Genomic DNA, 23,821 nt, shown 5'->3' with positions numbered 1-23,821 from the left:
GGGGAAGCAAGGGCGCCTGGGCTGCGACACGGACCGAGGGGCTCCGCCTCGCTGCCTGTTCTCCTGGCAGGGGCCTCGATCGGGGCGGCCCGTCATCGTCACCCGGCGTTCGACGCGGAGGTGATCCAGGTGAAAGCCGTTGTCTACGAGAAGCCCTTCAGTGTCACCGTCAGGGATGTCGACGATCCGCAGATCCAGCACCCGAACGACGTGCTGGTACGGGTCACCTCGACCGCTATCTGCGGATCCGACCTGCACATGTACGAGGGCCGCACGGCGGCCGAGTCGGGCATCGTCTTCGGACATGAGAACCTGGGCATCATCGAGGAAGTCGGCGCGGGTGTGACTTCTCTGTCCAAGGGCGACCGCGTCGTCATGCCGTTCAACGTCGCCTGCGGATTCTGCAAGAACTGCCTTGCCGGGAGGACCGGCTTCTGTCTGACGGTCAATCCGGGCTTCGCAGGCGGAGCCTATGGCTACGTGGCCATGGGCCCGTACACCGGCGGGCAGGCAGAGCTGCTGCGGGTGCCGTTCGCCGATTTCAACTGTCTGAAGCTGCCGTCGAACAACTTCGAGACCGATTTCGTGTTGCTCGCCGACATCTTCCCGACCGGCTACCACGGATGCGAGCTCGCCCAGGTGACCCCGGGAGAGAGCGTGGCCGTCTTCGGCGCCGGCCCGGTCGGGCTGATGGCCGCGTATTCCGCGCTGCTGCGTGGTGCGTCGAAGGTGTTCTCCGTGGACCGGGTGCCCGAGCGGCTCGCCAAGGCCGAGGAGATCGGAGCCATCCCGATCGACTTCACCAAGGGCGACCCGGCCGCGCAGATCAAGGAACAGACCGGCGGCGAGGGAACGGACAAGGGCGTCGACGCCGTCGGCTACCAGGCCCAGGCGCACGACGCGAGCCACGAGGAACCCGCCGTCGTCCTCAACACGCTCGTCGAGACGGTGCGGCCGACGGGCATGCTGGGCGTACCGGGCCTGTATGTGCCGTCCGACCCGGGCGGACCCGACGAGAACGCCAAGCACGGTCAACTGTTGGTCTCCATCGGCAGGATGTTCGAGAAGGGCCAGCGGATGGGCACCGGTCAGTGCAACGTCAAGCAGTACAACCGCCAGTTGCGTGACCTGATCATCGCCGGGCGCGCCAAGCCCAGCTTCGTGGTCTCCCACGAACTGCCGCTGGAGGATGCGCCGAGCGCGTACGAGAAGTTCGACCAGCGGATCGAGGGCTACACCAAGGTCGTCCTGCATCCTGGTCACGCGCTCGCGGCGTAAGGACTGGAGAGGGCGTCCGCCAGGGTGGTGCCGTGGTGGTGGTGCCGTGGTGAGGACGCTCACCGTCCATGCATGGCGACGGGTCGGCTGCGGGAAGCCAGGGACCAGCAGCCGACCGGCCGTGAGCTGGGCCCGTACGGGTCGAAGAGGCAGTCATGGCTGAGCGACCGATCGATACGACGGGTACGGATCCGACATCGTCAGGTCCCAAGAGGTCCAGCGTCGGAATGCACGGCATCACTGAATCCGTCCGGTATTCCATGTCCGAGATGGGGCCGAAGCGGAGTCTGCAGACGCTGCTGACGATGAACCATGTCGACGGTTTCGACTGCCCGAGCTGCGCATGGGGCGACCCCGATCCCGACCACCGGAAGATCGCGGAGTTCTGCGAGAACGGCGCGAAGGCCGTCGCCTGGGAAGCCACGCGTAAACGCGTCGACGCGGCGTTCTTCTCCGAGTACTCCGTCGCCGCACTGCGGGAGCGGGACGGTCACTGGCTGGAGTCGCAGGGCCGGCTGGTCCAGCCGATGCATCTCGCCCGCGGCGCGACACACTATGAGCCCATCTCGTGGGAGGACGCGCTCGCGCTCACCGCCGACCGCCTGCGCGGCCTCGCCGATCCGAACCGTGCCGTCTTCTACACCAGTGGCCGGACGAGCAACGAGGCCGCCTTCCTCTATCAGCTGCTGGCGCGCAGGTTCGGCACGAACAATCTGCCGGACTGCTCGAACATGTGCCACGAGTCGAGCGGCGCGGCCCTGACCGAGACCATCGGTGTCGGAAAGGGCCTCATCACCTACACCGACATCACCGATCACGCAGACTTGATCATCGTCGTGGGCCAGAACCCCGGCACCTGCCACCCCCGCATGCTCACCGCGCTCGAACAGGCCAAGCGGCGCGGCGCCCGTGTCATCGCCGCCAACCCGCTCCCCGAGGCCGGCTTCGGCCGCTTCCACAACCCGCAGACCGCACGCGGCCTGATCGGCCCGGGTACCAAGCTCACCGACCGCTGGCTCCCGGTCCGCGTCAACGGCGACCTGGCCCTCTTCGCGAGCCTGAACCGCGCCCTGATCGAGCGGGAGGACGCTCATCCGGGCTCCGCCCTCGACCACGACTTCATCGACCGGTACTGCGACGGCTTCGAGGCGGCGGCAGCGGCATGGCGTGCCCTGGACCGGTCGCGGATCGAGACGATGGCCGGTCTGTCCCGCCGCCTGATCGAGGACTGCGCGGCCGACGTGCTCGCCGCGGACAGTGTCGTCGTCTGCTGGGCGATGGGGCTCACCCAGCACCGCAACGCGGTGGCCACCATCCGAGAGATCGTCAACTTCCTTCTGCTGCGCGGCAACATCGGACGCCCCGGTGCCGGGCCCGCCCCGATCCGCGGGCACAGCAACGTCCAGGGCGACCGCAGCATGGGCATCTGGGAGAAGATGCCCGAGCCGTTCCTGGACAAGCTCCGCGACGAGTTCGGGTTCGAACCTCCCCGTGCCCACGGCCTGGACACCGTCGACTCGATCAAGGCCATGCGCGACGGCGAGGTCGACGTGTTCATCGGCCTCGGCGGCAACTTCGCCTCGGCCACGCCCGACACCGAGGTCACCGAGGCCGCACTGGCCAACTGCGACCTCACCGTCCATGTCGCGACCAAGCTGAACCGGACCCATCTGTGCCACGGCACCGAGGCCCTTGTCCTGCCCTGTCTCGGCCGCTCCGAACGCGACCTGCAGGCCTCCGGCGAGCAGTTCGTCACCGTCGAGGACACGATGGCCATGGTGCACTCGTCGCGCGGACGGCTCGTTCCCGGATCACCGCACCTGCGCAGCGAGGTCGCGATCATCGCCGACCTCGCGCACGCGCTCTTCGGCGCCGACCTCGGCTGGCGCGACATGCGCGACGACTACGCCCTGATCCGCCGCCACATCGAGCACGTCGTCCCCGGATTCCACGCCTTCGAGCAGCGCGTCCGTCAGCCCGGCGGCTTCATGCTCCCCCGGGCACCGCGCGACTCCCGCACTTTCCCCACACCGACCGGCAGGGCGCGCTTCACCGTCAACCCACCGACTGCGACCGAAGTCCCGCCGGGACATCTGCTGCTGACGACGGTTCGGTCGCACGACCAGTTCAACACCACCGTCTACAGCCTCGACGACCGCTACCGCGGCATCAAGGGCGGACGGCGGGTCGTCTTCGTCAACGGGGACGACCTCCGCGACCTCCACCTGCACGACGGCGATCGGGTGGATCTGGTCAGCGTCAACGCTGACGGTGAACGCCGCGCCCCCGGCTTCCGCGCCGTCCGCTATCCGACACCGCGTGGCTGCGCCGCCGCCTACTACCCGGAGACGAACGTGCTGGTCGCACTGGACTCCACGGCCGAGACCAGTAACACTCCCGCGACCAAATCCATCGTGATCCGCCTCGAACCCTCCAATGGGGGAGCCGGCATCTCGGAGGCCCAGGACAGAAGCGGGTAGGACCGACGCCGCACCCGGAGAAGTGTTGCGCGGCCAACGGCCCTGGGAATGTCCGGGAACTGCCGGTCGCAGCCGGGATGCCGACGGGGAGGGTCTGCTGTCGGGCGGGCCGGCGCTCGCGGATGTGCCACGCATGGGCAACGTGCGCCTCGTGGGCCTCCATCTCGCTGCCGGGATACGGGAGTTCATCGCTACGAACGCGACCTCGGCAACCCCCAGTGAGGTCAGGGGTATTCGATGGAAGGCCGAGCCTCCCGGCTGACAGGCTTTGACCATGACTCTCCAGTCCCACTACGTGTCCGACCCCTCCTGGCTGGGCGAGCCGATCGACGCTCGCCCGCTGTTCGGGCCAGAGCTGGCGTCGCTCCTCGACCTGCTGCGTGGTCTGCGGCGCGACGAGTGGAGCAGGACCGCGGTCCCGGGCTGACCGCCGAGCTCATCGAGGCCCTGGAGCTTGCCGGGACCCAGGTCGCCCGTCAATTCGAGGGCGCCGACCTCGACACAACTGGCATGGGAGTGTCCTGGGCCGGGGCCGATCCGGCGCCCAAGTGGCTTGACATCGCCCGGGAGTTCACCGAGTACTGGACCCACCGCCAGCAGATCCGCCACGCCACCGGGCAGGACACCGACCCGGAGCCCGACGCCCTGTCCGCGGTCCTGGACACCTTCATGAGGGCCTTGCCCCACACACTGCGTCACACGCCCGCGCCCGCCGGGACACAACTTCTGGTGGTCGTCGATGAGGCGGCCGGCGGCACCTGGACCGTGACCGCCACCGCGGACCGCTGGTCACTGGCCGAAGCCCCCGGCGGCCGGCCGACCGCATCAGTGCGGCTGGACCCGGAGACCGCCTGGCGGCTCTGCACCCGCGGCATTGATCCTGGCACCGCCCTCGCCCGAGTCCGCATCAGCGGAGAGCGCCAGATCGCCGAAGCCGCCTGCCGGATCGTGTCCATCGTCTACTGATGGACACTGCTGCGTCGAGGCCGCACCCAGAAGGTGATGGGGCGATTTCCCCTTGGTCGCGCCTTGTGCAAACTGAAAATTAACCTTCGCCTGTATTTGAGTTCGTGCAGGCCCGCGCGGCTGTCCGGAGCTACGCACAAGAGTTAGTGCGGGTGCATGTACCGTGCTAAGCTTGACGGTAGTTGCAGTTGTGGTTCCCGAAAATTCAAATACCTCGGCGGCTATATGTCGTCGAGCGCTTTGTGTCTCCGGTGCTCATCCGGACGGGGTTCATTGTCGCAACGCAAGGCTCACACGGTGTGGGCCTCTGGGCACTGCCCCGAAGGAGATGTGACATGGCTACCGGCACCGTCAAGTGGTTCAACGCGGAAAAGGGCTTCGGCTTCATCGAGCAGGACGGTGGCGGCCCCGACGTCTTCGCCCACTACTCGAACATCGCCGCCCAGGGCTTTCGTGAGCTCCAGGAAGGCCAGAAGGTGAATTTCGACATCACGCAGGGACAGAAGGGTCCGCAGGCGGAGAACATCACTCCCGCCTGACGTCGTAGCGTATGAGGCAGCTGGGGCTCGCACCTTTTGGTGAAGCCTCAGCTTGCTGCTTTTCTGTATTCCGGTGAAATTCCCTCAGTCTTACTTTCGGCTCGTTCTTGCAATTCATCCGGCTCATTTCTGTCGGGAATTCCTCGACGCGCGCCCCGTCGAGGAAGGTTCTCCATGAGCCGTTCAGCCAGCACGAACGATCGTTTCCGGCCCCGGGGTCAGGGTCACCCCGATGTCGGTTCGGGCGACAACGGACGCCGCCCTTCCGCGCCACAGGGGGAGTTTGCGCTGCCGGTCACCCTCACCCCCGCCCTCCCCGCGGCTGCGACCTTCGGCGAACTGGACATGCCCGCCGAGTTGCTGAAGATGCTCACCGATCTCGGCCTGGACAAGCCGTTCCCGATCCAAGCCGTCACGTTGCCGAACTCCCTCGCAGGGCGCGACGTCCTGGGCCGCGGGCGCACCGGATCGGGCAAGACGCTGGCCTTCGGCCTGGCGCTCCTCGTGCGCACGGCCGGGAAGCGTGCCGAGTCGCGGAAGCCGCTGGCTCTGATCCTCGTCCCCACGCGCGAGCTTGCCCAGCAGGTCGCCGATGCGCTCGCCCCGTACGCCGGGTTGCTGAAGCTGCGGCTGGCCACTGTGGTCGGCGGGATGTCGATCGGCAGGCAGGCAGGCGCGCTGCGTGCCGGGGCCGAGGTGGTCGTTGCGACTCCGGGCCGCCTCGCGGATCTCGTCGCGCGCAAGGACTGCCGCTTGGACCGGGTGAACATCACCGTCCTGGACGAGGCCGACCAGATGGCGGACATGGGCTTCATGCCTCAGGTCACCGAACTGCTGGACCAGGTACGCCCCGACGGCCAGCGCATGCTGTTCTCGGCCACGCTGGACCGCAACATCGACCTCCTGGTCCGGCGTTACCTCCATGACCCGGTGGTCCACTCGGTCGACCCGTCGGCGGCCGCCGTCACCACCATGGAGCATCACGTGTTGCAGGTGCACGGCGCCGACAAGTACGCCACCGCCACCGAGATCGCCGCCCGCGACGGGCGCGTGATCATGTTCCTGGACACCAAGCATGCTGTCGACCAGTTCACCAAGCACCTGCTGAGCAGTGGCGTCAAGGCCGCGGCGCTGCACGGTGGTAAGTCACAGCCCCAGCGCACCCGCACCCTGGCACAGTTCAAGACCGGCCACGTCACGGTCCTGGTGGCCACCAACGTTGCGGCCCGCGGCATCCACGTCGACGACCTCGACCTCGTCGTCAACGTCGATCCGCCCAGCGACCACAAGGACTACCTGCACCGCGGCGGCCGTACCGCCCGGGCCGGCGAGTCCGGCAGTGTCGTCACGCTGGTCCTGCCCAACCAGCGCCGGGACATGGCCCGCCTCATGTCCGAGGCGGGCATCAGGCCCCAGATCACGCAGGTCCGCTCCGGCGAAGCGGAGCTGAGCCGCATCACCGGCGCCCAGGCTCCCTCCGGTGTCCCCCTCAACGGCAGTGGGCCGGTCGCCGAGCGCCCGAAGCGCGGCGGTGTCCCCTTCCGAGGTCTGGGCACCCGCCAGGGGCGGGCCGGCAGCGGCGGTGGCGAGTCTCGCCGCTCCGCTGAGGCACGCCAGATGGCCGAGGCGCGCAAGGCAGCCCGGGTCCGTCGTGGCGCATAGGCCGTGCAGGGCTGACGAATTCCCTTGGGGGCACTGCCACATGGCTGCCTGACAATCTGGGCAGGTGCCCGGGGACGGGGAGGTAGGGCTCGGGGGAAGGTCTCGGTGCCGGTCAACGCGCATCGGCATCGTCACCGACGCCGCGCACCAGGCCGCCGACAGCGCCCGCGCCACGCCTTCCGTGGCCCGCCCGGACGTACTGAGGGGCGCCGACAAAAGGCTGAGCCACCGGCTGGACGGCGTCTCTGACAGGAGACGCACCCTTGGACGCTGCGAGACCGTTCGTCATCGCGGGCTCATGCGTGTGCCTCTGCGCCCCCGGGAAGCGGCGTGCGGGCCGGGTGTCCGGCGAGGGCGGCGAGGATGTTGTCGACGGCCAGGTCGACCATGGCGGCCCGGGTGGTCTCCGTCGCCGATGCGATGTGGGGCAGCGTGACGATGCGCGGTTCCGCCACCAGCGGGGACAGGTCCTCGCCCATGGGTTCGCGTTCGTCAGCGCCTACTCCTCGGCCACCATCCATGAGGCACAGGGCCGTCTGGGGGCCCTGGAGTCGGCCATCAAGCCGGTCGACCACCGCATGTCCCTGTGCGGCCCCGCGTTCACCCTCCAGCGCGCGCCGCGCGACAACCTGATGCTGCAGACCGCCATCGGCTACGCCCGCCCGGGCGACGTCATCGTCGTCTCCGCCGGCGCCTACGAGGAGGCGGGCTCCTTCGGGGACGCCCTCGCCAACGCGTGCCGGGCCAAGGGCCTCGGCGGCCTGATCACCGACACGGGGGTCCGGGACACCGAGGATCTGCGCGCCCTGGGCTTCCCGGTCTTCTCGCGCAGCATCTCCATCAAGGGCACGGTCAAGGAGACCGTCGGACCGATGTGCGAACCGGTCACCGTCGGCGGCGTCCTCGTCCGGCCGGGCGATGTGATGCGGGCCGACGCCGACGGCGTGGTCGTCGTCCGTCGGGAAGACGCCGCGGAGGTGGCCACCGCGTCGCAGGAGCGAGCGGGTGCACGCGGAGGCCGGCTACATCGCCGCGTACCGGGCGGGCCGAACCGTCGTCGAGATGTGCGGTCTCGCGCCGCTGCCGACGTCGAAAGGGCTCGTGATCGAGGACGAGTGACGCGTCGGCCCGCCGCTCGGCACGTGGCGTACCGGCGGGCAGCCCGACGGCCGGCGCGCGGGAGACCCTGTCGGAGCCCGCGCGCCCGTGTCGGCGTACGCCCGGTCAGCGGGAAGCGGTCGCCGGACCGACCGGGGTGTCCCCGCGCAACGTGATGCGGTGCATGACGCGATGCCGGTCGCCGTAGTCGCGGTTGGCGTAGTGGGCCGTGCTGCGGTTGTCCCACAGGGCGACGTCACCGGGCTGCCAGCGATTGCGTACGACGTGCTCGGGCTTGGTGAGGTGGGCGTACAGGATGTCGAGGATGCCCCGGCTCTCGTACTCCGAGACGCCCACGATGTGCGAGGTGAAGCCGGGGTTCACGAACAGGCCCTTGCGGCCGCTCTCGGGGTGCACCCGCACCACCGGGTGCTCCACCGGCGTCAGTTCGGTGAACACCTCGCCCTCCCACAGGTTGCCCTTGCCCTGCCTGCGCTGGGCCAGGTAGTAGCCGAACTCCCTGCTGCCGTCGTGGACGGCGGTGAGCGTGTCGACGTACGCCCGCAGGCCCGGCGACAGCGACTCGTAGGCGAGCTGGCTGTCGGCCCAGTTCGTGTCGCCGCCGTTGGGCGGCAGCACCACGGCCCGCAGCACGGAGATCGCCGGGGGCCGCCGTACGAACGTCACGTCCGTGTGCCACACGTCGGCGAACCCGTTGTCCTGGCTGTCGAGGGAGTACACCTCGGGGGGCACGTCACCGGAGTCGTGGACCGGATGCCCGACGGTCACCTCGCCCAGGCGTCTGCCGAACTCGATCTGCGCGGTGTCGTCGAGGCCGTGCTGGCCGCGCACGAAGAGCACCTTGTACGCCACGAGTGCTTCGCGCACTGCCAGGACCTGGTCGTCGTCGAGGCGGGCGAGGTCGATGCCGTGGATCTCGGCGCCGAAGCCGGGGCCGAGCGCGGTGATCGGCAGTTCGGCCACGGCGGGCCGCTCACTGAGGATGCTCACCTGTGTGTCCTTTCGGAGTGAGTACGGGGATCAGGCCGCGGCGGCGGCCTTGACGGCGTGGGAGACCCGCGCGCGCAGCTCGGCGAACTCGCGGGAGCCACGCAGCTCCTCGGCCTCGATGTCACCGCGCGGCAGGGTGATCGGCAGGTCCAGCGCCACCGTCCCGGGGCTCTTCGTCAGCACCACGATGCGGGAGCCGAGGAACACCGCCTCGTCCGCCGAGTGCGTCACGAACACCGCGGTCCGCCCGGTCCGTTCGGTCACCCGGCGGACGTCCTCCTGGAGCCGTTCCCGGGTCAGTGCGTCGAGGGCCGCGAACGGCTCGTCGAGCAGGAGGAGCGGGTTCTCGGCGGCGAGGGCCCGGGCGATCGCGACGCGCTGCTGCTGGCCGCCGGAGATCTCCCAGGTGCGCCGCCTCTCGGTGCCCTCGAGACCGACCCTGGCCAGCAACTCCGCGCGTCGCTCGGGCCATTGGGCGCGGGGCACACCCGCGAACCGAAGCGCCAGATCGACATTGCCCCGCACGGTCCGCCACGGGAACAGCCGCGGTGACTGGAACACCACACCGGCCGCCTCACCGGGCCGCGGCTCGGCGCCGGAGACCCGCACCGAGCCCTGCGTGGGCCGCTCGAAACCGGCGATCAGCCGTAGCAGCGTGCTCTTGCCGCAGCCGGAGGCGCCCACCAGGACCAGGAACTCCCCGGCCGGCACGGTCAGGTCGACCGGCCCGACGGCGGTGAACGCCTCGCCGCCCCGGCCGTACCGGTGGATGACGTGGTCGATACGGACGGATCCGGCGCGCGCCGTGTCCACCGCCCCCTCGGCCTCGGTGATCTCACTTGAGGTCATCGGACAGCCCCTTGAGCCCCTTGAGATAGAACGCCTTGCGGACGACGTCCTCGGACGGCGCGGCGTCGATCTGCTTCTGGTCGGCCAGGAACCGGGCCGTGTCGGTGACGTAGGTGAGCAGCTTGCCCGGGCTGTCGTCGGAGCCCAGCCAGTCGGCGGAGACCACCTGCTCCGGGGTGAGGAACACGCCCTGCGCGAGCTGCGCCTCGGCGTCCGCCGTACTGATGTCGAGCTCGGCCGCGACGGCCTTGACCGAGCCGTCCGGGTCCGACTTGAGCAGGCGCAGCGCCTCGGCCTCCGCCGTGCGCCAGGCCTCGATCGCCTCGGGGTCGCGGGCGATCAGGTCGTCCGACACGACGGCCAGGTCGAGGGTCGGCTTGCCCGCCGCGCCGATCTCCTTGCTGCTGGTGAGCTGGGTGCCGTCCTTGCGCAGCTCGTCCAGGGTCGGCAGCCAGACGTAGGCGGCATCGATGTCGCCCCGCTGCCAGGCGGCCAGGATCGGCTGCGGCTGCAGGTCGATGAGCTCGACGTCGGACGGCTCGAGTCCGGCCGCCGCCAGCGCCGCCAGCAGGCTGTAGTGCGAGGTGGAGGCGAAGGGTGTGGCTATCTTCTTGCCCTTGAGCCCGGCGACGTCGGTGATGCCGGTGGCCTTGCGCGCCACGAGGGCCTCGTTCTCGCCGGCGACGTCGAGGATCCACGCGACCTTGTACGGGATCGGTGAACTGCCGGACACCCCGCGGGCGAACGGGCTGGAGCCCAGCGCGGCGATGTCGAGGGACTTGCCGAGGAAGGCCTGGTTGACGCTCGCGCCGGAGTCGAACTTGATCCAGGTGATCTCGTAGTCCGGCAGCGCCTTCTCCAGCAGCTTTCTGTTCTTCACCAGCAAGTCGCCGCTGGGGAAGGCGAAGTAGCCGATGCGCAGCCGCTTGGAGCCGCCGGACGCCGACGCCTCACTGTCCGAGGAGCACCCGGTGACGGCCGCGGAGACGGCGGCCAGGGCGCCGGCGAGGAGGAGACGGCGGGACGGACCTTGGGGGACAGGAGACATGACGGGGCCGTTTCTGTGCAAAGGGGAGGGAGGCGCTACGGAGAGGGGACCGTGCGGGGAGGAAGGGGCCTACGCGCGACCGCGCCAGGGCACGACCGTGCGTTCCAGCCGCAGCAGCAGGCCGTCGATGATCAGGCCGGAGACGCCGATCGCGATGATGCCGACCAGCACCACAGGGGTGTTGTTGTAGTTGGCGGCGTCCTTCACCATGCCGCCGATACCGGGCAGACCGTTGACCAACTCGGCGGCGACGAGGGAGGAGTAGGCGACCCCCACGGCGAGCCGGATCCCGGTGAGCGTCTCCGGCAGGGCGGACGGGACGACGACATCCCTGACGACGTCCCACCGTGACCCGCCCAGCGCACGGGCGGCCTCGATCAGGCTCTTCGGTACGGCCGCGACGGCCGTGGTGGTGGACACCGCCACCGGCGGGAAGGCGGCCACGGCCAGCAGCGTGACCTTCGGCTCCTCGTTGATGCCCAGCCAGATGATGAGCAGCGAGAAGTACGCCAGCGGCGGCAGCGTCCGCAGGAAGGTGATCCAAGGTTCGAACAGGGAGCGCACCCAGCCGACGGTGCCCATGAGCAGCCCGAGGACCACGCCCGCGGCGATACCGAGACCGGCGCCGAGCGCGATGCGCCGCAGGCTGATGCCTAGGTGCTCGACGAGAGTCGTGCCGTTGTAGCCCCGTACGCCGTCGTGTGTGGTGGAGACGTCGACGAACGCGTCCCACACCTTGGCCGGCGACGGCACCAGCGTCTCGCTCCACGTCCCGCTCGCCGCCAGCAGCTGCCACAGGGCGAGGAAGAGCAGCAACGAGCCGAACGGCAGCGCGACATGGCGCACGCGCGCCCACACGCCCCGTGCCGGCGAGCGTGGTCCGCGCGGAACGTCGGCGGGTGACGTGGTGTCATCAGGCTTGGACAGAGGGGAAATCGTGGACATGGACGACCCCGAGCGAGAGTGATGCCGAACGAAGAGAGAGCGCGCCCAGGGACAGGGCGCGGGAACCGCCCTGGTGCGGTGGTGCGGGTGCCATCACCGCACGGCAGGGCGCATCAGAAAGGGCTCGCTCAGCGACAACACGCGCCCGGGCGTCGGCACAGGTCGATGACCAGGCGTCGCACCAAGGGCTCGGGACTCATGAGGCACATGTGTACAGCAGCCGCGGCTCTCCACCAAGAGGCGTCCATTCCCTGGAACACGCCTCGGGACGCCTCTCTCCCCGCTCGAAATCGCTGTCACAGAACAGCGGGCTGCTCGGTCTATGAAGCATGGAACTCAAGACGTCCCCCACGGAAAGCCCCACGGAAAGCACCCTGGACGACGCCGTTTCCGTCTTCGTGGAGCTCCGTCCGCGGCTCTTCGGCATCGCGTACCGGATGCTGGGCAGCGCGGCCGAGGCCGAGGACGTGGTTCAGGAAGTCTGGATGCGCTGGCAGCGGACCGACCGTTCCGTAGTGCTCAGCCCCGTGGCCTTTCTGTCGAGCATCACCACCCGGCTGGCCATCAACGTCGCTCAGTCCGCTCGGGTGCGCCGCGAGACCTACATCGGACCGTGGCTGCCCGAGCCCGTCGACACGAGCAACGATCCCGAAGTGGGCGCGGTGCGGGCGGAAGCCCTGGAATTGGCTCTGCTCCTCGTACTGGAGAGGCTGAATCCCACGGAGCGGGCCGCGTACGTCCTGAGGGAGGCGTTCGACTACGCCTACTCCGAGATCGCGGAGATTCTGCGGCTCAGCAGCGTCAACGTCCGCCAGATCGTGAGCCGGGCACGCAAGCATCTCGCGGCCGAACAGCGGGGGACCGTGGACACCCTGGAGCACCGACGGCTCCTCGACGCCTTCGTCTCGGCAGCGCGGAACGGAGATGTCACCTCGCTGGAGGCTCTCCTCACGCCGGATGCCGTCAGCCTGTCCGACGGCAACGGCATCCGGGGCGCCGCTCGCGTCCCCGTGCTGGGCCGCGCACGCGTCGCGAACCTGGCGACCGCCACTCGGCGGTTCTGGGGCGGGGTCGATGTCCGCCACGTCATGGCCAACGGACGCGGCGCGGTGCTGCTGTACCGGGACGGGCAGCCGACGACGTTCATGACGTTGGCGGCCTCGCCCGCGGGCATTCACCAGCTGATGTGGGTGTTCAACCCGAGCAAGATCGCGGCGTTCCTCGACTCGCCCTCGCGCGTTCAGGGGTGAGCGGGGCCGGGGTGGTTCCAGGTGCGGAGCTTGTCGGGGTTGAGGGTGACCCAGACCTGTACGACGTGGGGACCGGCGATGTCGAGACTGATGACCGCGGCCACCTGACGGCCGTAGCGCACCACGAGGCCGGTACGGCCGTTGACGGGATGGGTGTGCACGCCGGTCCGTGGCTGCCGGGCCAGCAACGTCAGCAGGCTGCGGGCCACTTGGGCACTGCCGTGCACCGGCTTGACCAGCGCCCGTACCTTGCCGCCGCCGTCGAAGAACGCCGTGGCATCGGCCGCCACGAGCGACGCCAGAACCGCCTCGTCCTCCGTCACACACGCCTCACGCACCGCCCGTGCCACCGCATCGTGCTCCTCGGCCGGTGTGGGCCGCGCACGCCGTGCCCGCAGACTGCGCCGCGCCCGGTCGGCCAACTCGGCGCACTCCGGCTCGGTCCGGCGCACGATGTCGGCCACCGCGCCCGGCGCCATCCCGAACACATCGTTGAGGACGAACGCCGCCCGCTCGGCCGGCGACAGGGAGTCCAGCGCATCCAGCAGAACCCCGCTGATCTCCTCCGCCAGCATCCCCCGTGCCACCGCACCCGCACCGGCGGCCGCCTCCGCGACCGCACGCTCCCTGTCCCGGCCCGGCGCGGCCAGCCGGGACAGACAGATACTTCCGGCGACCTTCGCCAGCCAGGCCCGCGGCGCCGTGATCTGTGCCCGCGCCGGATCCGGCAACCGGAACCACCGCCGGTAGGTCTCGTCGATGACACGCTCGGCCGCACGGCTGCTGCCCAGCATCCAGTACGCGACATCCAGCAGATGCCGCCGTTCGTCGAGCAACTCGGCGATCGGCACCGCGTCTTCCCCACTCGCCATGGGGCATCCCTCCTTTCCCAGTGAGATGTCCCGCGGGAGGGTTCGGCTACCCGTACAGATGTGGGACCTCAGCCCCTGTAACCCGAAACCTTTTGTGGCCCCCGCCGGAAAGAAGGGGCCACATCGGAGGCTTCACCGCTGCCGCGTTATCGCTCTACTGCTGCCGCGCGAACCAGTCGGAGAACTTGGTCTCGGCGATCTGCGCGTCCGGACCGGGCAGGAGCGTGTTCTCCTTCAGCTCGGCACCGGAGTACGGGGCGTGCGGGTCCGTGACGACCGTGCGGGGGTCGTTCTTGGCGGCGAGTGCCTTGCGGATCAGCTCGTCGAGCTGGAACACGTCGGGGCCCGCGACTTCCACGACACCGTTGACGGGAGTGCCGACCGCGGTGCGGCCGACGGCCGTGGCCACGTCGTCGGAGTAGATGGGCTGGATCCTGGCGGGGGACAGACGCACGGTGTCGCCGTCGGTCGACAGGTCCGCGATCCCCCTGACGAACTCGAAGAACTGGGTGGCGTGGACGATGGAGTAGGGCATGCCGGACTCCTTGATCAGGTCTTCCTGGGCCTGCTTGGCCCGGAAGTACCCGCTCTCCTGGAGACGGTCGGTGCCGACCACGGACAGCGCCACGTGGTGCGTCACGCCGGCCTCGGCCTCCGCCTTGAGGAGGTTGGCCGTGGAGGTGCGGAAGAAGTTCATGACGGCCTCGTCCTCCCACGAGGGGGAGTTGGACACGTCGACCACGACCGACGCGCCCTTCAGGACCTCGGCGAGACCCTCGCCCGTCAGCGTGTTGACGCCGGTGTTGGGCGCGGCCGCGACCGCCTCGTGCCCGTGCTCGTTGAGCTTGCCGACCAGCTTCGAACCGATGAGCCCGGTTCCACCGATCACGACGATCTTCATAGCGGATTCCTCTCGGGAAAAATTCGGTCTGCACCAGAAGAGACAGGACAGGGTCTCGGTATGTGACAGGTGCCTCGCAGGAATCGAGGAAATTCTCCGCGCGGCGCCATCAGGTCATTCGGCGAGTTTTCCGTCCGTCGAGACCTCTTCCATCAGGGCGGAAATCTCGTCCGGAACGCTCGGAATGCTTTCGCGGGTGACACCGGTCGTCGGGGACCACACGAGATTGACCTGCAGAGCGGGATCGAGGTCGGGGTAGTCGCTGCGGTTGTGACAGCCTCGGGTCTCGCGCCGCTCCAGCGCCGCTTCGAGGGTGGCGCGGGCCGCCAGGGCGGCGGACTTGAGGTCGAAGGCGTGCGCGAGGTCCTGATAGCCGGCGATGTCCGGGTGCACACCGACGTCCGCCATCCGCTTCTCGATCACGGCGAGCTCCGCCAGCCCCGCACGCAGGCCCTCCTCGTCGCGTACGACCCCCGCGTGCTCGGTCATGGTGTTGCGGATGGCCCGCTGCAGGGCGCGTACGTTCTCGGGCCCGTCCGCCGCGAGAAGATCGTCGATCTCCGCACGGGCCTCGGCGACGGCCGACGCCGACCGGCGCTGCGCGGTCAGGGACTGTGAGTAGGCGGCGGCCGCCTGCCCCGTGATGCGGCCGAAGACCAGCAGCTCGATGAGGCTGTTCCCGCCGAGGCGATTGGCCCCGTGCAGCCCGCTCGACGCCTCACCGATGGCGTACAGCCCCGCCACGTCGGTGCTGTGGTCCTCGGGACGCACCCACACGCCGCCCATCGAGTAGTGCGCGGTGGGCGCGATCTCGATGGGGTCGCGGGTGATGTCCAGCATCTGTAGGTCGAGCATCGTCTGGTAGACGCGGGGGAGGCGCGTCATGATCGTCTGCCGGGGCAGATGGGAGACGTCGAGCCACACACCCCCCTTGGGCGTGCCCCGTCCTTCCTTGATCTCCGTGTAGGAGGCCAGGGCCACGCGGTCGCGGGTGGACAGCTCCATCCGGTCGGGGTCGTAGCGGGCCATGAACCGTTCCCCGAGGGCGTTGCGCAGAATCCCGCCCTCGCCCCGGGCGGCCTCGCTGACCAGGGTGCCGGCCGCGTTCTCCGGCTCGATGATCCCTGAGGGATGGAACTGGACCAGCTCCGCGTCGCGCAGCCGGGCACCGGCTTCCACGGCCAGGCGGAAGGAGTCCCCCGTGTTCTCGTCGCGCCGTGAGGAGGTGCGCCGCCAGATCCGCGTGTGGCCGCCCGCGGCGAGGATGACCGCGTCCGCGTGGATCAGGTAGCGCCTTCCGTTCGCGAGGTCGAAGCCGTAGGCGCCGAACACGGCCCCGTCGTGCACCAGGAGCCGGGTGATGTAGACGCCTTCGAGCACGGGGATGTCGAGCTGCTCGGCGCGCCGGATGAGCGTGCGCTGGATCTCCAGGCCGGTGTAGTCGCCGGCGAAGGCGGTCCGCCGGAACTTGTGCGCGCCGAAGAACCGCTGGGAGATACGGCCGTCCTCCTCCCGGGCGAAGGCCATGCCGTAGCGCTCCAGGTCGTCGATGCCCCGGCCGGCGCCCTGCGTGACGATCTCGACGGTGCGGGGGTCGGCGAGCAGATAGCTCTCCTTGATCGTGTCCGCGGCGTGCTGCTGCCAGCTGTCCTCGGGATCCATGGTGGCCAGCGCCGCGTTGATTCCTCCGGCGGCGAGCGCCGTATGGGCGTCATCCTTGGGGCGTTTGCCGACGGCGAGGACGTCGACACCGGCCTCGGCCAGCTCGATCGCCGCGCGCAGGCCGGCACCGCCGGTGCCGATCACCAGCACCATGGTGGAAAGACGTTGTTCGGTGATAGCCACGGTCTTCTCCGATCAGGGGGCGTCACTCATTACGACCGGGCCGTCGGAGGATCTGTGACAAGGTTCCGTCAGGACGCCAGTGTGATGGTCGTCGGTGTTCCCTGCCATGCCATCCTCGCGTAGGGGCACAGCGAGTCCGCCTTCTCCAGGAGCGGGGCGGCGATCTCCGGGTCGATGTGCGGCCACCTGATCACCAGGTCGATGTGCAGCAGGTAGCCGCCGTCTCCAGGATCCCGCCCGAAGGCCACGGTCGCCTCCACGGAGATCGGGGCGGGGTCGAGTTCCTCCTGGCGCGCCACCAGGCTCAGGGCACCGTGGAAGCAGGCGGCGAAACCGGCCGCGAACAGCTGCTCGGGATTCGTCCCGCGGCCGTCTCCGCCCAGTTCGGCAGGCATGCGCAGGTCGAGATCGAGGACGCCGTCGGACGAGCGTGCCCGGCCGGAGGCCCGCCCGTGACTCGCCGGCCCGCCGCTCACCGTCACCGTCGTGGTGTAGATGGGGGAGAAGGACTCTCCGACGTAGTCCTTCTCGATGGACAGGTCGGGCAACCCGAACTGCTCGCTCATGGTCGATGCACCCTTTTGCCTCGTCGAGGAACTCCCGGTCCGGGACAGCTGGTTGACCGACCGGTCACCTAACTTGTGACAGCCCCGGGCCGCAGCCGGGCACTCAATCGGCCAGCGAAGCCACGTACGGAGCCAGCTTGGCCGGACTCATGACCCACATGACGCGTTCGATACCCCGATCCGACACATCGGCGCAGAGCAGGGCCACCGCCTTCCCGTCGGCGGAGACGAGAACGGCCGGCCTGCCGTTGGCCTCGACCCAGCGGACGTCCGTCGGAGGCCAGAACCGTGGGGCGAAGGCGGCAAGGTACTTGGCGACGCGAAGGCGCCCGACGACCGGGATCCGGGAGGCCCCGCGCATCCCCGCGCCGTCGGTGTAGCTGACCACGTCTTCCGTGAGGACTTGCTCCAGCTCCGACAGGTTGCCGGTCCGTGCCGCGGCGAGGAACACCTCCAGCAGACGCCGGTGAGCGGTGGGTCCGGCCGGCGCTTTGCGCTCCGCTGCCAGGTGCTTCCTGGCGCGGGTCACCAGCTGGCGCGTGTTGGCTTCGCTCGTCTCCAGGATGTCCGCGATCCGTTTGTACGGGTAGTCGAAGGCCTCCCGCAGCACATAGGCAGCCCGTTCCACGGGGTTGAGCTTCTCGAGGAGGAGGAGCACCGCCAGGTCGAGCGCCTCGGCCCGTTCCGCACCGAGCTGCGGATCCGTACGGGTGTCGACCGGCTCCGGAAGCCACGGTCCGACGTACGACTCACGCCGCATCCTGGCGGACTGGGCGACGTTGATCGCCAGCCGGGTCGTGACGGTCGCCAGGAACGCCGTCGGCTGCTGGATCTCGGCGCGGTCGGTCCGCTGCCACCGCAGCCACGCCTCCTGGACGACGTCCTCGGCCTCCGCGGCACTGCCGAGGACGCGGTACGCGATGCCGAAGAGCTGGGGGCGCGCTGCCATGAACTGCCTGGTCGCCCGGTCGAGGGAGCCCGCGTCGTCCTCGGCGCGCATGGATGTCCTCCAGTCCTGGACGACCAGGCTACAAGCGGGCAGGGCAGGGCGCGCGCCGTCCGGACCCGCCTTCAAAGGGCGCACGTCAACGCCGCCCGAGCCGTACGGCCAGCACGGCGGGATCGGCTCGTTCCGGCAGCGGGACGAACCCGCACCCCGCCAGTTCCCCGAGCACCTCCGCACGGGACGCGGGCCACATCCAGAACGTCTCGGTGTACGCGCGCAGCACACCGCTCTCGTCCCGCACCCAGTAGTCGAACCGCGTCCGGATCCGGTCCGCGTCGGCCGACATCACCATGCGTCCCCCGTACTCGTGGCGGCCCACCTTCTGAGCCGGGAGGGCATGGGTGGCCGCGCCGTCCGGAAGGCGGTCGGGCGGGAGCTGTACGAGGAACACCCCTCCGGGCACGAGCGCGTCGGCGACCGCCGGCCACAGGGCCCGGCGCGAGGTCGGGTGCAGGCAGGCGATCGTGTTGTGGCATATGCCCACGTCGGCCACCTCGTGCAGGGCGGCCTCATCGAGCCGGTGCGGGTACACGGTGACGCGCGTCCTCACGTCCACGGGCAGCGCCGCCAGGCGCGTCATCAGCAGGGACCGCATGCAGCGCGTGGGCTCGACGGCGAACACCGGAGCCCGCGATCGAGCCAGGCTCATGAACGTGACCCGCCCGGTGCCGGCGCCCACGTCCAGCACACCCCGGCGGGCGCTGCGGACAGCGCGGCCGTAGAAGCGGCGTACGCGTGCCCTGTCCTGGTCCGCCTGCAGGATGTCGTAGAACTCGGCGCTGATCGCGTACGCGTCCGGTGCCTCCCGACGGGGTGGCACGACGGACACATCTGACAGGGAAGGGAGCATATGAAGCCAGACCAGTCAGGTGGCGCACCTGTGACAGTGCGACCGGCGCCATGGCGCCGACGGGATGCTTGCTCGTGCCGAGTACCCCTGTCGGGGGCGGGCAGGCGGCCGCGGTCCGGTGCGGTGGTCGGCGCATCGGTCGACCGGCGGGGCCGCGGCAGGCGTTGGTAGCGTCGACCATGTGCCGTGCCCGCCGGTCCGGCGCGACCGTCGACGAGAGAGAAGTGATGTCCCCGACCATTCGCAGGGCTGTGATCCCCGCCGCCGGACTCGGCTCCCGACTGCTGCCCCTGACGAAGGCGACACCGAAGGAGATGCTCCCGGTCGGTGACAAGCCGGTCATCGAGCACACCGTGCGCGAGCTGGTGGACTCCGGCATCACCGACATCACCATCGTGGTCTCCGGCGGCAAGAGCCTCATCCAGGACCACTTCCGCCCCAACCCCGCCCTCGTCGAGCAACTCCGCAAGGACGGCAAGACGGCGTACGCCGACGCCGTGGAGGAGGTGGCGGAGCTGGCCCGCCAGGGCCACATCACCTACCTCGACCAGTACGGCCCGTACGGCAACGGCACCCCGGTGCTCAACGCCGCCCGCTCCTTCGGCGACGAGCCCGTGCTGGTGCTGTGGCCCGACGACGTCTTCGTCGCCGAGGTCCCCCGCGCCCAGCAGCTGATCCGGGCCTACGAACAGACCGGCTGCCCGGTGCTGGCCCTGCTGCCGATGGACCCCACCGAGTCCCAGCGCTACGGCGTGCCCATCGTCAAGGAGGACCTCGGGGACGGCCAGCTGCGCATCACCGGTCTGGTCGAGAAGCCCGAGCCGGCGGCCGCCCCGTCGTCGTACGCGGCCATCGGCGGCTACGTCGTCACCCCCGGCATCATCGACGAACTGCGCGAGCAGACCCGCCGCTGGTACGAGCACCGGACCGGCGAGGTCTACCTGACCGACGCCATCAACGCCTACGCCGCCACCCGCGCGGTCTACGGCCAGGTCATCAAGGGCCGCTGGTACGACACCGGCAACCCGGCCGACTACCTGGTCGCCCAGATGGCGTTCGCCCTCGCCCACCCGGAGTACGGCCCCCTTCTGCGCGGCCTGGTCTCCGGACTCGACGAGGAACCCAAGAGCTGAGCCGCTCTCAGCGCGCCGGGCTGTCCGTCCCCGCGGTCGCTCCGTGCCGGGCGCGGATCAGCGTGATCACGGTGTCGGTCGTGCGATCCAGGAAGGTACGGCCGTCCGGCAGCTGTGCCTCCGGGCTGATGTAGCCGCGCGGACCGAGGTGGGTGGCCGGCTCGAGCCGATGCACGGTGATCTTCCCGGCCCGGCGGGCGCGATTCCATCCGCTGCGGCGGAACAGACGCCAACGCTGCGGGAAGATCCAGGTACCGACCCGCTCGATCCGGTCGTACGCGCTGGTGAGCTGATGCACGTGCTCGGCGTGGGTGAGGTCGTTGGCGCCGTTGTGGAAGCCGCCGAGCGTGATCACCATGAGCGGGCAGCGCAACCGGGTGTGCAGTTCGTCGACCGCGCCGGTGGCGACCTGCGCGCCGCCGCTGTAGCTGAGCAGCACCACGGGGACACCGCTGTCGGGCCGGTAGCCGGCGAGCTGCAGCTGCGTGGCGATCTGGGAGCCGACGGCCCGGTTGTACAGGGGGCGGTACCGGTGATCGGCGGCGACGAAGATCTGCATGACGTTGTGCAGGAACAGCAGCAGCCCGACGTGGTGGCGCAGCCGCGCCCACACCGGCCGATCGGCCAGCGGATCGGCCAGCGGCGAGTACGGCTGCACCTGCCCCAGCACGCGCAGTTCCGGCGCCCCGGCGAGCACGGCCTTGACCAGCTGACCGCCGTCCCGGGTGTCGCGGAAGCGGCGTTTCCCGATGCCGTCCAGGTAGACCAGGTAGGCGTCCGGGGGCCGGTCGGCGGCCGCTCCCCGGGCGTAGGGCACGCCCTCGGGAAGATCGGTGGTGGGTGCCCGGAAGCCGGCGCTGTAGACCAGCACCTCGTAGCGGGCCAGCAGACCCTCGGCCAGCAGGACCGGCCCGAGCACACAGGCCCAGAGCAGGAAGTCGTTCATACGATCGGCTCCGTCGTCCGGGGCGTGCTGATCCTCACGACCAGACGCCGAACGGCCTCTACAGCGACCCCGAGTCCGGCCCCGGCGAGGGCCACGCAGCCGGCGGCGGCCCACCAGCCCAGCCCGGACGCCGTCGCTAGCGGGTCGGCCAGACCGGCGCCGACCCCCACGAAGAGGAGCAGGTGGAGCAGCGGCCCGAGCAAGGGGAACGCGAGGACGGCGGCGAGCATCAGCGGCGCGACCAGGCCCGGCGTCCACTCCAACCCGTCACCCGGCGGTGGAGTGGACACCACCAGCTCGGCCAGGGTCCACGCGGTCAGCGGCCACAGCGCGAACACGGCGGCCTCGACCAGGCCGGCAGCCAGCAGCGACCCGCCCACCAGCGTGCGCGGCATGCCGGGCCGGTGTGCCAGCAGGGGCAGGATGCGGCCGGCGGCCTCCGACCATCCGGCGAACAGCAGCAGGACGACGACAGCGGACATCGCTCAGCCTCGCCGGGACGGATCGGTCGGGACCGGTTGGCGGACCGGGGCGGCCGTGTGCACGTACCGCTCGAGTTCGTCGGCCGCCCGCCGGTATCCACCCGCGTCGTGCTGGGCGGCCTTCAGAGTGGTCGCGGCCGTCCGGAACCCGGGCTCGTGCAGCAGGCGTCGGGCGAGGGAACGCACGGAGCCTTTGGCGACGTCCCGGGTACGGATCGACAGGCCCGCGCCGAGCTCGACGACGCGACGGGCGATCATCGGCTGGTCGGCGCCCTGCGGCACCACCAGCATCGGGACCCCTGCGTACATGGCCTCGTTGACGCTGTTCATCCCGCCATGGGTGATGAACAGCGCCGCGCGGGCCAGCACCTCCGGCTGCGGCACGAAACGCAGGGGGAGCACATTCGCCGGCAGCGGACCCAGCGCGTCGGGATCGGTCTGCCCGGTGGAGACGACCACGGTGCCGCCCAGCGGCGCGAGCGCGGTGGCGAAGGTGCGCAGCAGCTCGGGATCGGCGTTGAACACCGTGCCGAGCGAGGCGTACAGCACCGGGTCCCGGAGCCGCTCGGCGTCGAACGCCGGGTCGACCGGGCGGGCGCCGATGCTCGGGCCGACGAAACGGTACGACCCGTCGAAGTGCTCGGCGGCGGGCTGGAACGTCCGCGAGGTGTAGACGAGGTTGAGCGGCTGGCGGATGTTCAGCAGGTCGAGCGGGGGCAGCCCGCGCGCGTCGAAGCGGCGGCGCAGCTCCCAGCGGGCCCGCAGGTAGCCCTGGACGCTGCGGTGCTGTCTGCGCGCCATGGCCAACAGTTCCCATGAGCCGCGGGTCGGGCTGGGGACATGCCGGTTGAAGGCGAACGTGGTGAACGACGAGGCCGTCGGCACACCCAGCTCGCGGGCGGCGACCGCGCCCCACAGACAGGAGCTGTCGTGGACGATCAGGTCGGGTCGGGCGCGGCGCAGGTCGTCGAGCACGGCGGGCAGCAGGCCGACGGTCGTGCGCGCCAGCGACTCCATCAGCGTGACCGGCGTCGGCGGATCGGGGAGCGGCTGGTCGCCCCCGGGGTAGAGGTGGACCTTCGCGCCGGCGGCCTCGATCTCCGCACGGAACGCGGGCGAGGTGTGATACGTGACGGTGTGGCCACGCCGGACCAGCTCGGCCACGACCGGCAGCGTGGGGTTGATGTGCCCGTGCATGCCGATGTTGAGGAACGCGATGGTACTCACAGACCGGCCTCCACTACGGATGAAGTCGCTGTCCCGCCCGGAACGGCGGATGGCGTCGAAGGGCCGTCGGCCCGGTACAGGCCGGGCCCGTCGATGCGCAGCCCGTCGACGAAGCGCCCCGCCGTGCGGGACGCGGTGCTGATCAGTTGCTGGGCATGCCCGAAGTCCCACGGGGCGGGCCAGGCCTCGATGCCGGTGGGGAGCACGACGGTCGGGATGTGCCGGGACACCTCGTGCAGGTCACGCGCGATCTGATGGCGCAACAGCAGCATCCCGGCCCTGGGGGCGATCGCACTGGCACGCAGGCGCGGACCGACGGAGCCGGGCGGCGAGCTCTCCGGTCCGGTCGACACCACGAGCGTTCGGCCGGCACGGTCCACCGGAGGCAGCATCCCGGGAATGGCCGCGCCGGCCGACAGTGCGGACTCGAGGTCTCCGCGGTCGAGCAGTGCCGGAGCGCCGGTGACCCGGTCCATGGCCACCGCGGTGAACGGGACCGCCAACTCCTCGATCCGGTCCGGCAGTCCGGCCCGCGCGATCAGCCGGCGCGGACCGCGATCGGTGAAGACGCCGGCCCGTGAGGACAGGTAGCCGAGCGGATACACCTCCCGGCGGCGCAACTGGGTCCACACGTGGTCCAGCCAGGGCGCGGCCCGGTCGGGGTGGGCGGCCGCGATGGCTCCGTCGAGGGCGCCCGACGGGACGAGGGAGTGCGCGCAGCCCGCCGACGGGTCTCCTGCCGACGGATCCGGCGAAAGGTGACGTGTCCCTTTGGCTCCCGTCATGATCCACCTCTCTCGTCACGCATCGGGCTGGCAACGACCAGGACCGGACGGCGACCCGCTGTGTGACACGTCGGCCGGGTGA

At 70.1% G+C, this 23,821-nt stretch carries 22 protein-coding genes and 1 pseudogene; 8 read left to right on the top strand and 15 right to left on the bottom strand.

The window, feature by feature from the left end; all coding sequences use genetic code 11:
* Window positions 1-129 precede the first annotated feature (129 nt).
* The 5 genes and pseudogenes from ABD932_RS38555 (at window position 130) to ABD932_RS38535 (ending at window position 6,925) form a co-directional block, all read left to right on the top strand.
* Window positions 130-1,278, top strand: coding sequence for a glutathione-independent formaldehyde dehydrogenase (locus ABD932_RS38555; protein WP_345020428.1), 1,149 nt, complete (start codon window positions 130-132; stop codon window positions 1,276-1,278).
* Between the two features lie 155 nt (window positions 1,279-1,433).
* Window positions 1,434-3,758, top strand: a complete 2,325-nt coding sequence (locus tag ABD932_RS38550; protein WP_345020426.1) for an FdhF/YdeP family oxidoreductase — start codon at window positions 1,434-1,436, stop codon at window positions 3,756-3,758.
* A 274-nt stretch (window positions 3,759-4,032) separates the two neighbouring features.
* Window positions 4,033-4,724 (top strand): annotated as a pseudogene (locus tag ABD932_RS38545) (maleylpyruvate isomerase mycothiol-dependent enzyme family protein).
* 335 nt (window positions 4,725-5,059) lie between these two features.
* The gene (locus ABD932_RS38540) at window positions 5,060-5,263 is read left to right on the top strand and encodes a cold-shock protein (RefSeq protein ID WP_126388790.1); all 204 of its coding nucleotides are present in this window, start codon (window positions 5,060-5,062) and stop codon (window positions 5,261-5,263) included.
* Window positions 5,264-5,437: 174 nt separating this feature from the next.
* Window positions 5,438-6,925, top strand: a complete 1,488-nt coding sequence (locus ABD932_RS38535) for a DEAD/DEAH box helicase (protein ID WP_345020421.1) — start codon at window positions 5,438-5,440, stop codon at window positions 6,923-6,925.
* Between the two features lie 296 nt (window positions 6,926-7,221).
* Here the strand turns inward: ABD932_RS38535 and ABD932_RS38530 are convergent, their stop codons facing one another.
* Complete coding sequence (locus tag ABD932_RS38530; RefSeq protein ID WP_345020419.1) at window positions 7,222-7,380, bottom strand: hypothetical protein; 159 nt, start codon at window positions 7,378-7,380, stop codon at window positions 7,222-7,224.
* Here ABD932_RS38530 and ABD932_RS38525 point away from each other — a divergent pair.
* Entirely contained in the window at window positions 7,348-8,199 is an 852-nt protein-coding gene (locus tag ABD932_RS38525) for a 4-carboxy-4-hydroxy-2-oxoadipate aldolase/oxaloacetate decarboxylase (RefSeq protein ID WP_345020418.1), read from the top strand. The two genes, ABD932_RS38530 and ABD932_RS38525, sit on opposite strands and share 33 nt — an antisense overlap.
* Here ABD932_RS38525 and ABD932_RS38520 read toward each other — a convergent pair.
* From ABD932_RS38520 to ABD932_RS38505, 4 genes are all read right to left on the bottom strand, one after another.
* The gene (locus ABD932_RS38520) at window positions 8,150-9,034 is read right to left on the bottom strand and encodes a TauD/TfdA dioxygenase family protein (RefSeq protein WP_345020417.1); all 885 of its coding nucleotides are present in this window, start codon (window positions 9,032-9,034) and stop codon (window positions 8,150-8,152) included. The two genes, ABD932_RS38525 and ABD932_RS38520, sit on opposite strands and share 50 nt — an antisense overlap.
* A gap of 30 nt (window positions 9,035-9,064) precedes the next feature.
* The gene (locus ABD932_RS38515) at window positions 9,065-9,883 is read right to left on the bottom strand and encodes an ABC transporter ATP-binding protein (protein WP_345020415.1); all 819 of its coding nucleotides are present in this window, start codon (window positions 9,881-9,883) and stop codon (window positions 9,065-9,067) included.
* Window positions 9,870-10,931 carry a taurine ABC transporter substrate-binding protein gene (locus ABD932_RS38510; protein ID WP_345020414.1) on the bottom strand — a complete coding sequence of 354 codons (1,062 nt, stop codon included), beginning with the start codon at window positions 10,929-10,931 and terminating at the stop codon, window positions 9,870-9,872. The genes ABD932_RS38515 and ABD932_RS38510 overlap by 14 nt, the downstream gene beginning before the upstream one ends.
* Window positions 10,932-11,000: 69 nt before the next feature.
* On the bottom strand, window positions 11,001-11,876 hold the full coding sequence (locus ABD932_RS38505; protein ID WP_345020413.1) for an ABC transporter permease: 876 nt from the start codon (window positions 11,874-11,876) through the stop codon (window positions 11,001-11,003).
* A gap of 329 nt (window positions 11,877-12,205) precedes the next feature.
* Here ABD932_RS38505 and ABD932_RS38500 point away from each other — a divergent pair, with 329 nt between their 5' ends.
* Window positions 12,206-13,126, top strand: a complete 921-nt coding sequence (locus tag ABD932_RS38500) for an RNA polymerase sigma-70 factor (protein ID WP_345020411.1) — start codon at window positions 12,206-12,208, stop codon at window positions 13,124-13,126.
* On the opposite strand, the gene ABD932_RS38495 is transcribed toward ABD932_RS38500, so the two are convergent.
* The 6 genes from ABD932_RS38495 to ABD932_RS38470 all read right to left on the bottom strand — a co-directional run bounded on the left by ABD932_RS38495 (window position 13,117) and on the right by ABD932_RS38470 (window position 19,136).
* A complete protein-coding gene (locus ABD932_RS38495; protein WP_345020409.1) occupies window positions 13,117-13,998 on the bottom strand; it encodes a sigma-70 family RNA polymerase sigma factor family protein in 882 nt (293 codons plus the stop codon). The genes ABD932_RS38500 and ABD932_RS38495 overlap by 10 nt on opposite strands.
* Before the next feature lie 154 nt (window positions 13,999-14,152).
* Window positions 14,153-14,899 carry an SDR family oxidoreductase gene (locus tag ABD932_RS38490; protein ID WP_345020407.1) on the bottom strand — a complete coding sequence of 249 codons (747 nt, stop codon included), beginning with the start codon at window positions 14,897-14,899 and terminating at the stop codon, window positions 14,153-14,155.
* Between the two features lie 114 nt (window positions 14,900-15,013).
* A complete protein-coding gene (locus tag ABD932_RS38485) occupies window positions 15,014-16,714 on the bottom strand; it encodes an FAD-binding protein (protein ID WP_345020947.1) in 1,701 nt (566 codons plus the stop codon).
* 98 nt (window positions 16,715-16,812) lie between these two features.
* Window positions 16,813-17,310 (bottom strand): Ohr family peroxiredoxin, encoded by a 498-nt coding sequence (locus ABD932_RS38480; RefSeq protein WP_345020406.1) that lies wholly within the window; start codon window positions 17,308-17,310, stop codon window positions 16,813-16,815.
* A gap of 103 nt (window positions 17,311-17,413) precedes the next feature.
* Entirely contained in the window at window positions 17,414-18,310 is an 897-nt protein-coding gene (locus ABD932_RS38475) for an RNA polymerase sigma-70 factor (protein ID WP_345020405.1), read from the bottom strand.
* 85 nt (window positions 18,311-18,395) lie between these two features.
* Window positions 18,396-19,136 (bottom strand): class I SAM-dependent methyltransferase, encoded by a 741-nt coding sequence (locus tag ABD932_RS38470; RefSeq protein ID WP_345020403.1) that lies wholly within the window; start codon window positions 19,134-19,136, stop codon window positions 18,396-18,398.
* 257 nt (window positions 19,137-19,393) lie between these two features.
* Here ABD932_RS38470 and ABD932_RS38465 point away from each other — a divergent pair, with 257 nt between their 5' ends.
* Window positions 19,394-20,299, top strand: a complete 906-nt coding sequence (locus tag ABD932_RS38465) for a UTP--glucose-1-phosphate uridylyltransferase (RefSeq protein ID WP_345020401.1) — start codon at window positions 19,394-19,396, stop codon at window positions 20,297-20,299.
* Between the two features lie 7 nt (window positions 20,300-20,306).
* Here ABD932_RS38465 and ABD932_RS38460 read toward each other — a convergent pair whose 3' ends face one another.
* The 4 genes from ABD932_RS38460 to ABD932_RS38445 are packed head-to-tail and all read right to left on the bottom strand — an operon-like array spanning window position 20,307 to window position 23,739.
* On the bottom strand, window positions 20,307-21,245 hold the full coding sequence (locus tag ABD932_RS38460; RefSeq protein ID WP_345020400.1) for a hypothetical protein: 939 nt from the start codon (window positions 21,243-21,245) through the stop codon (window positions 20,307-20,309).
* Window positions 21,242-21,727, bottom strand: a complete 486-nt coding sequence (locus ABD932_RS38455; RefSeq protein ID WP_345020398.1) for a hypothetical protein — start codon at window positions 21,725-21,727, stop codon at window positions 21,242-21,244. Before ABD932_RS38455 ends, ABD932_RS38460 begins: the two co-directional genes overlap by 4 nt.
* A 3-nt stretch (window positions 21,728-21,730) precedes the next feature.
* Window positions 21,731-22,954 (bottom strand): macrolide family glycosyltransferase, encoded by a 1,224-nt coding sequence (locus ABD932_RS38450; RefSeq protein ID WP_345020396.1) that lies wholly within the window; start codon window positions 22,952-22,954, stop codon window positions 21,731-21,733.
* Entirely contained in the window at window positions 22,951-23,739 is a 789-nt protein-coding gene (locus ABD932_RS38445) for a patatin-like phospholipase domain-containing protein (RefSeq protein ID WP_345020395.1), read from the bottom strand. Before ABD932_RS38445 ends, ABD932_RS38450 begins: the two co-directional genes overlap by 4 nt.
* Window positions 23,740-23,821 lie beyond the last annotated feature (82 nt).

This window comes from Streptomyces shaanxiensis (assembly GCF_039537145.1).
Taxonomy (GTDB): Bacteria; Actinomycetota; Actinomycetes; order Streptomycetales; family Streptomycetaceae; genus Streptomyces; species Streptomyces shaanxiensis.
This window is presented reverse-complemented; position numbering and strand designations above follow the sequence as displayed.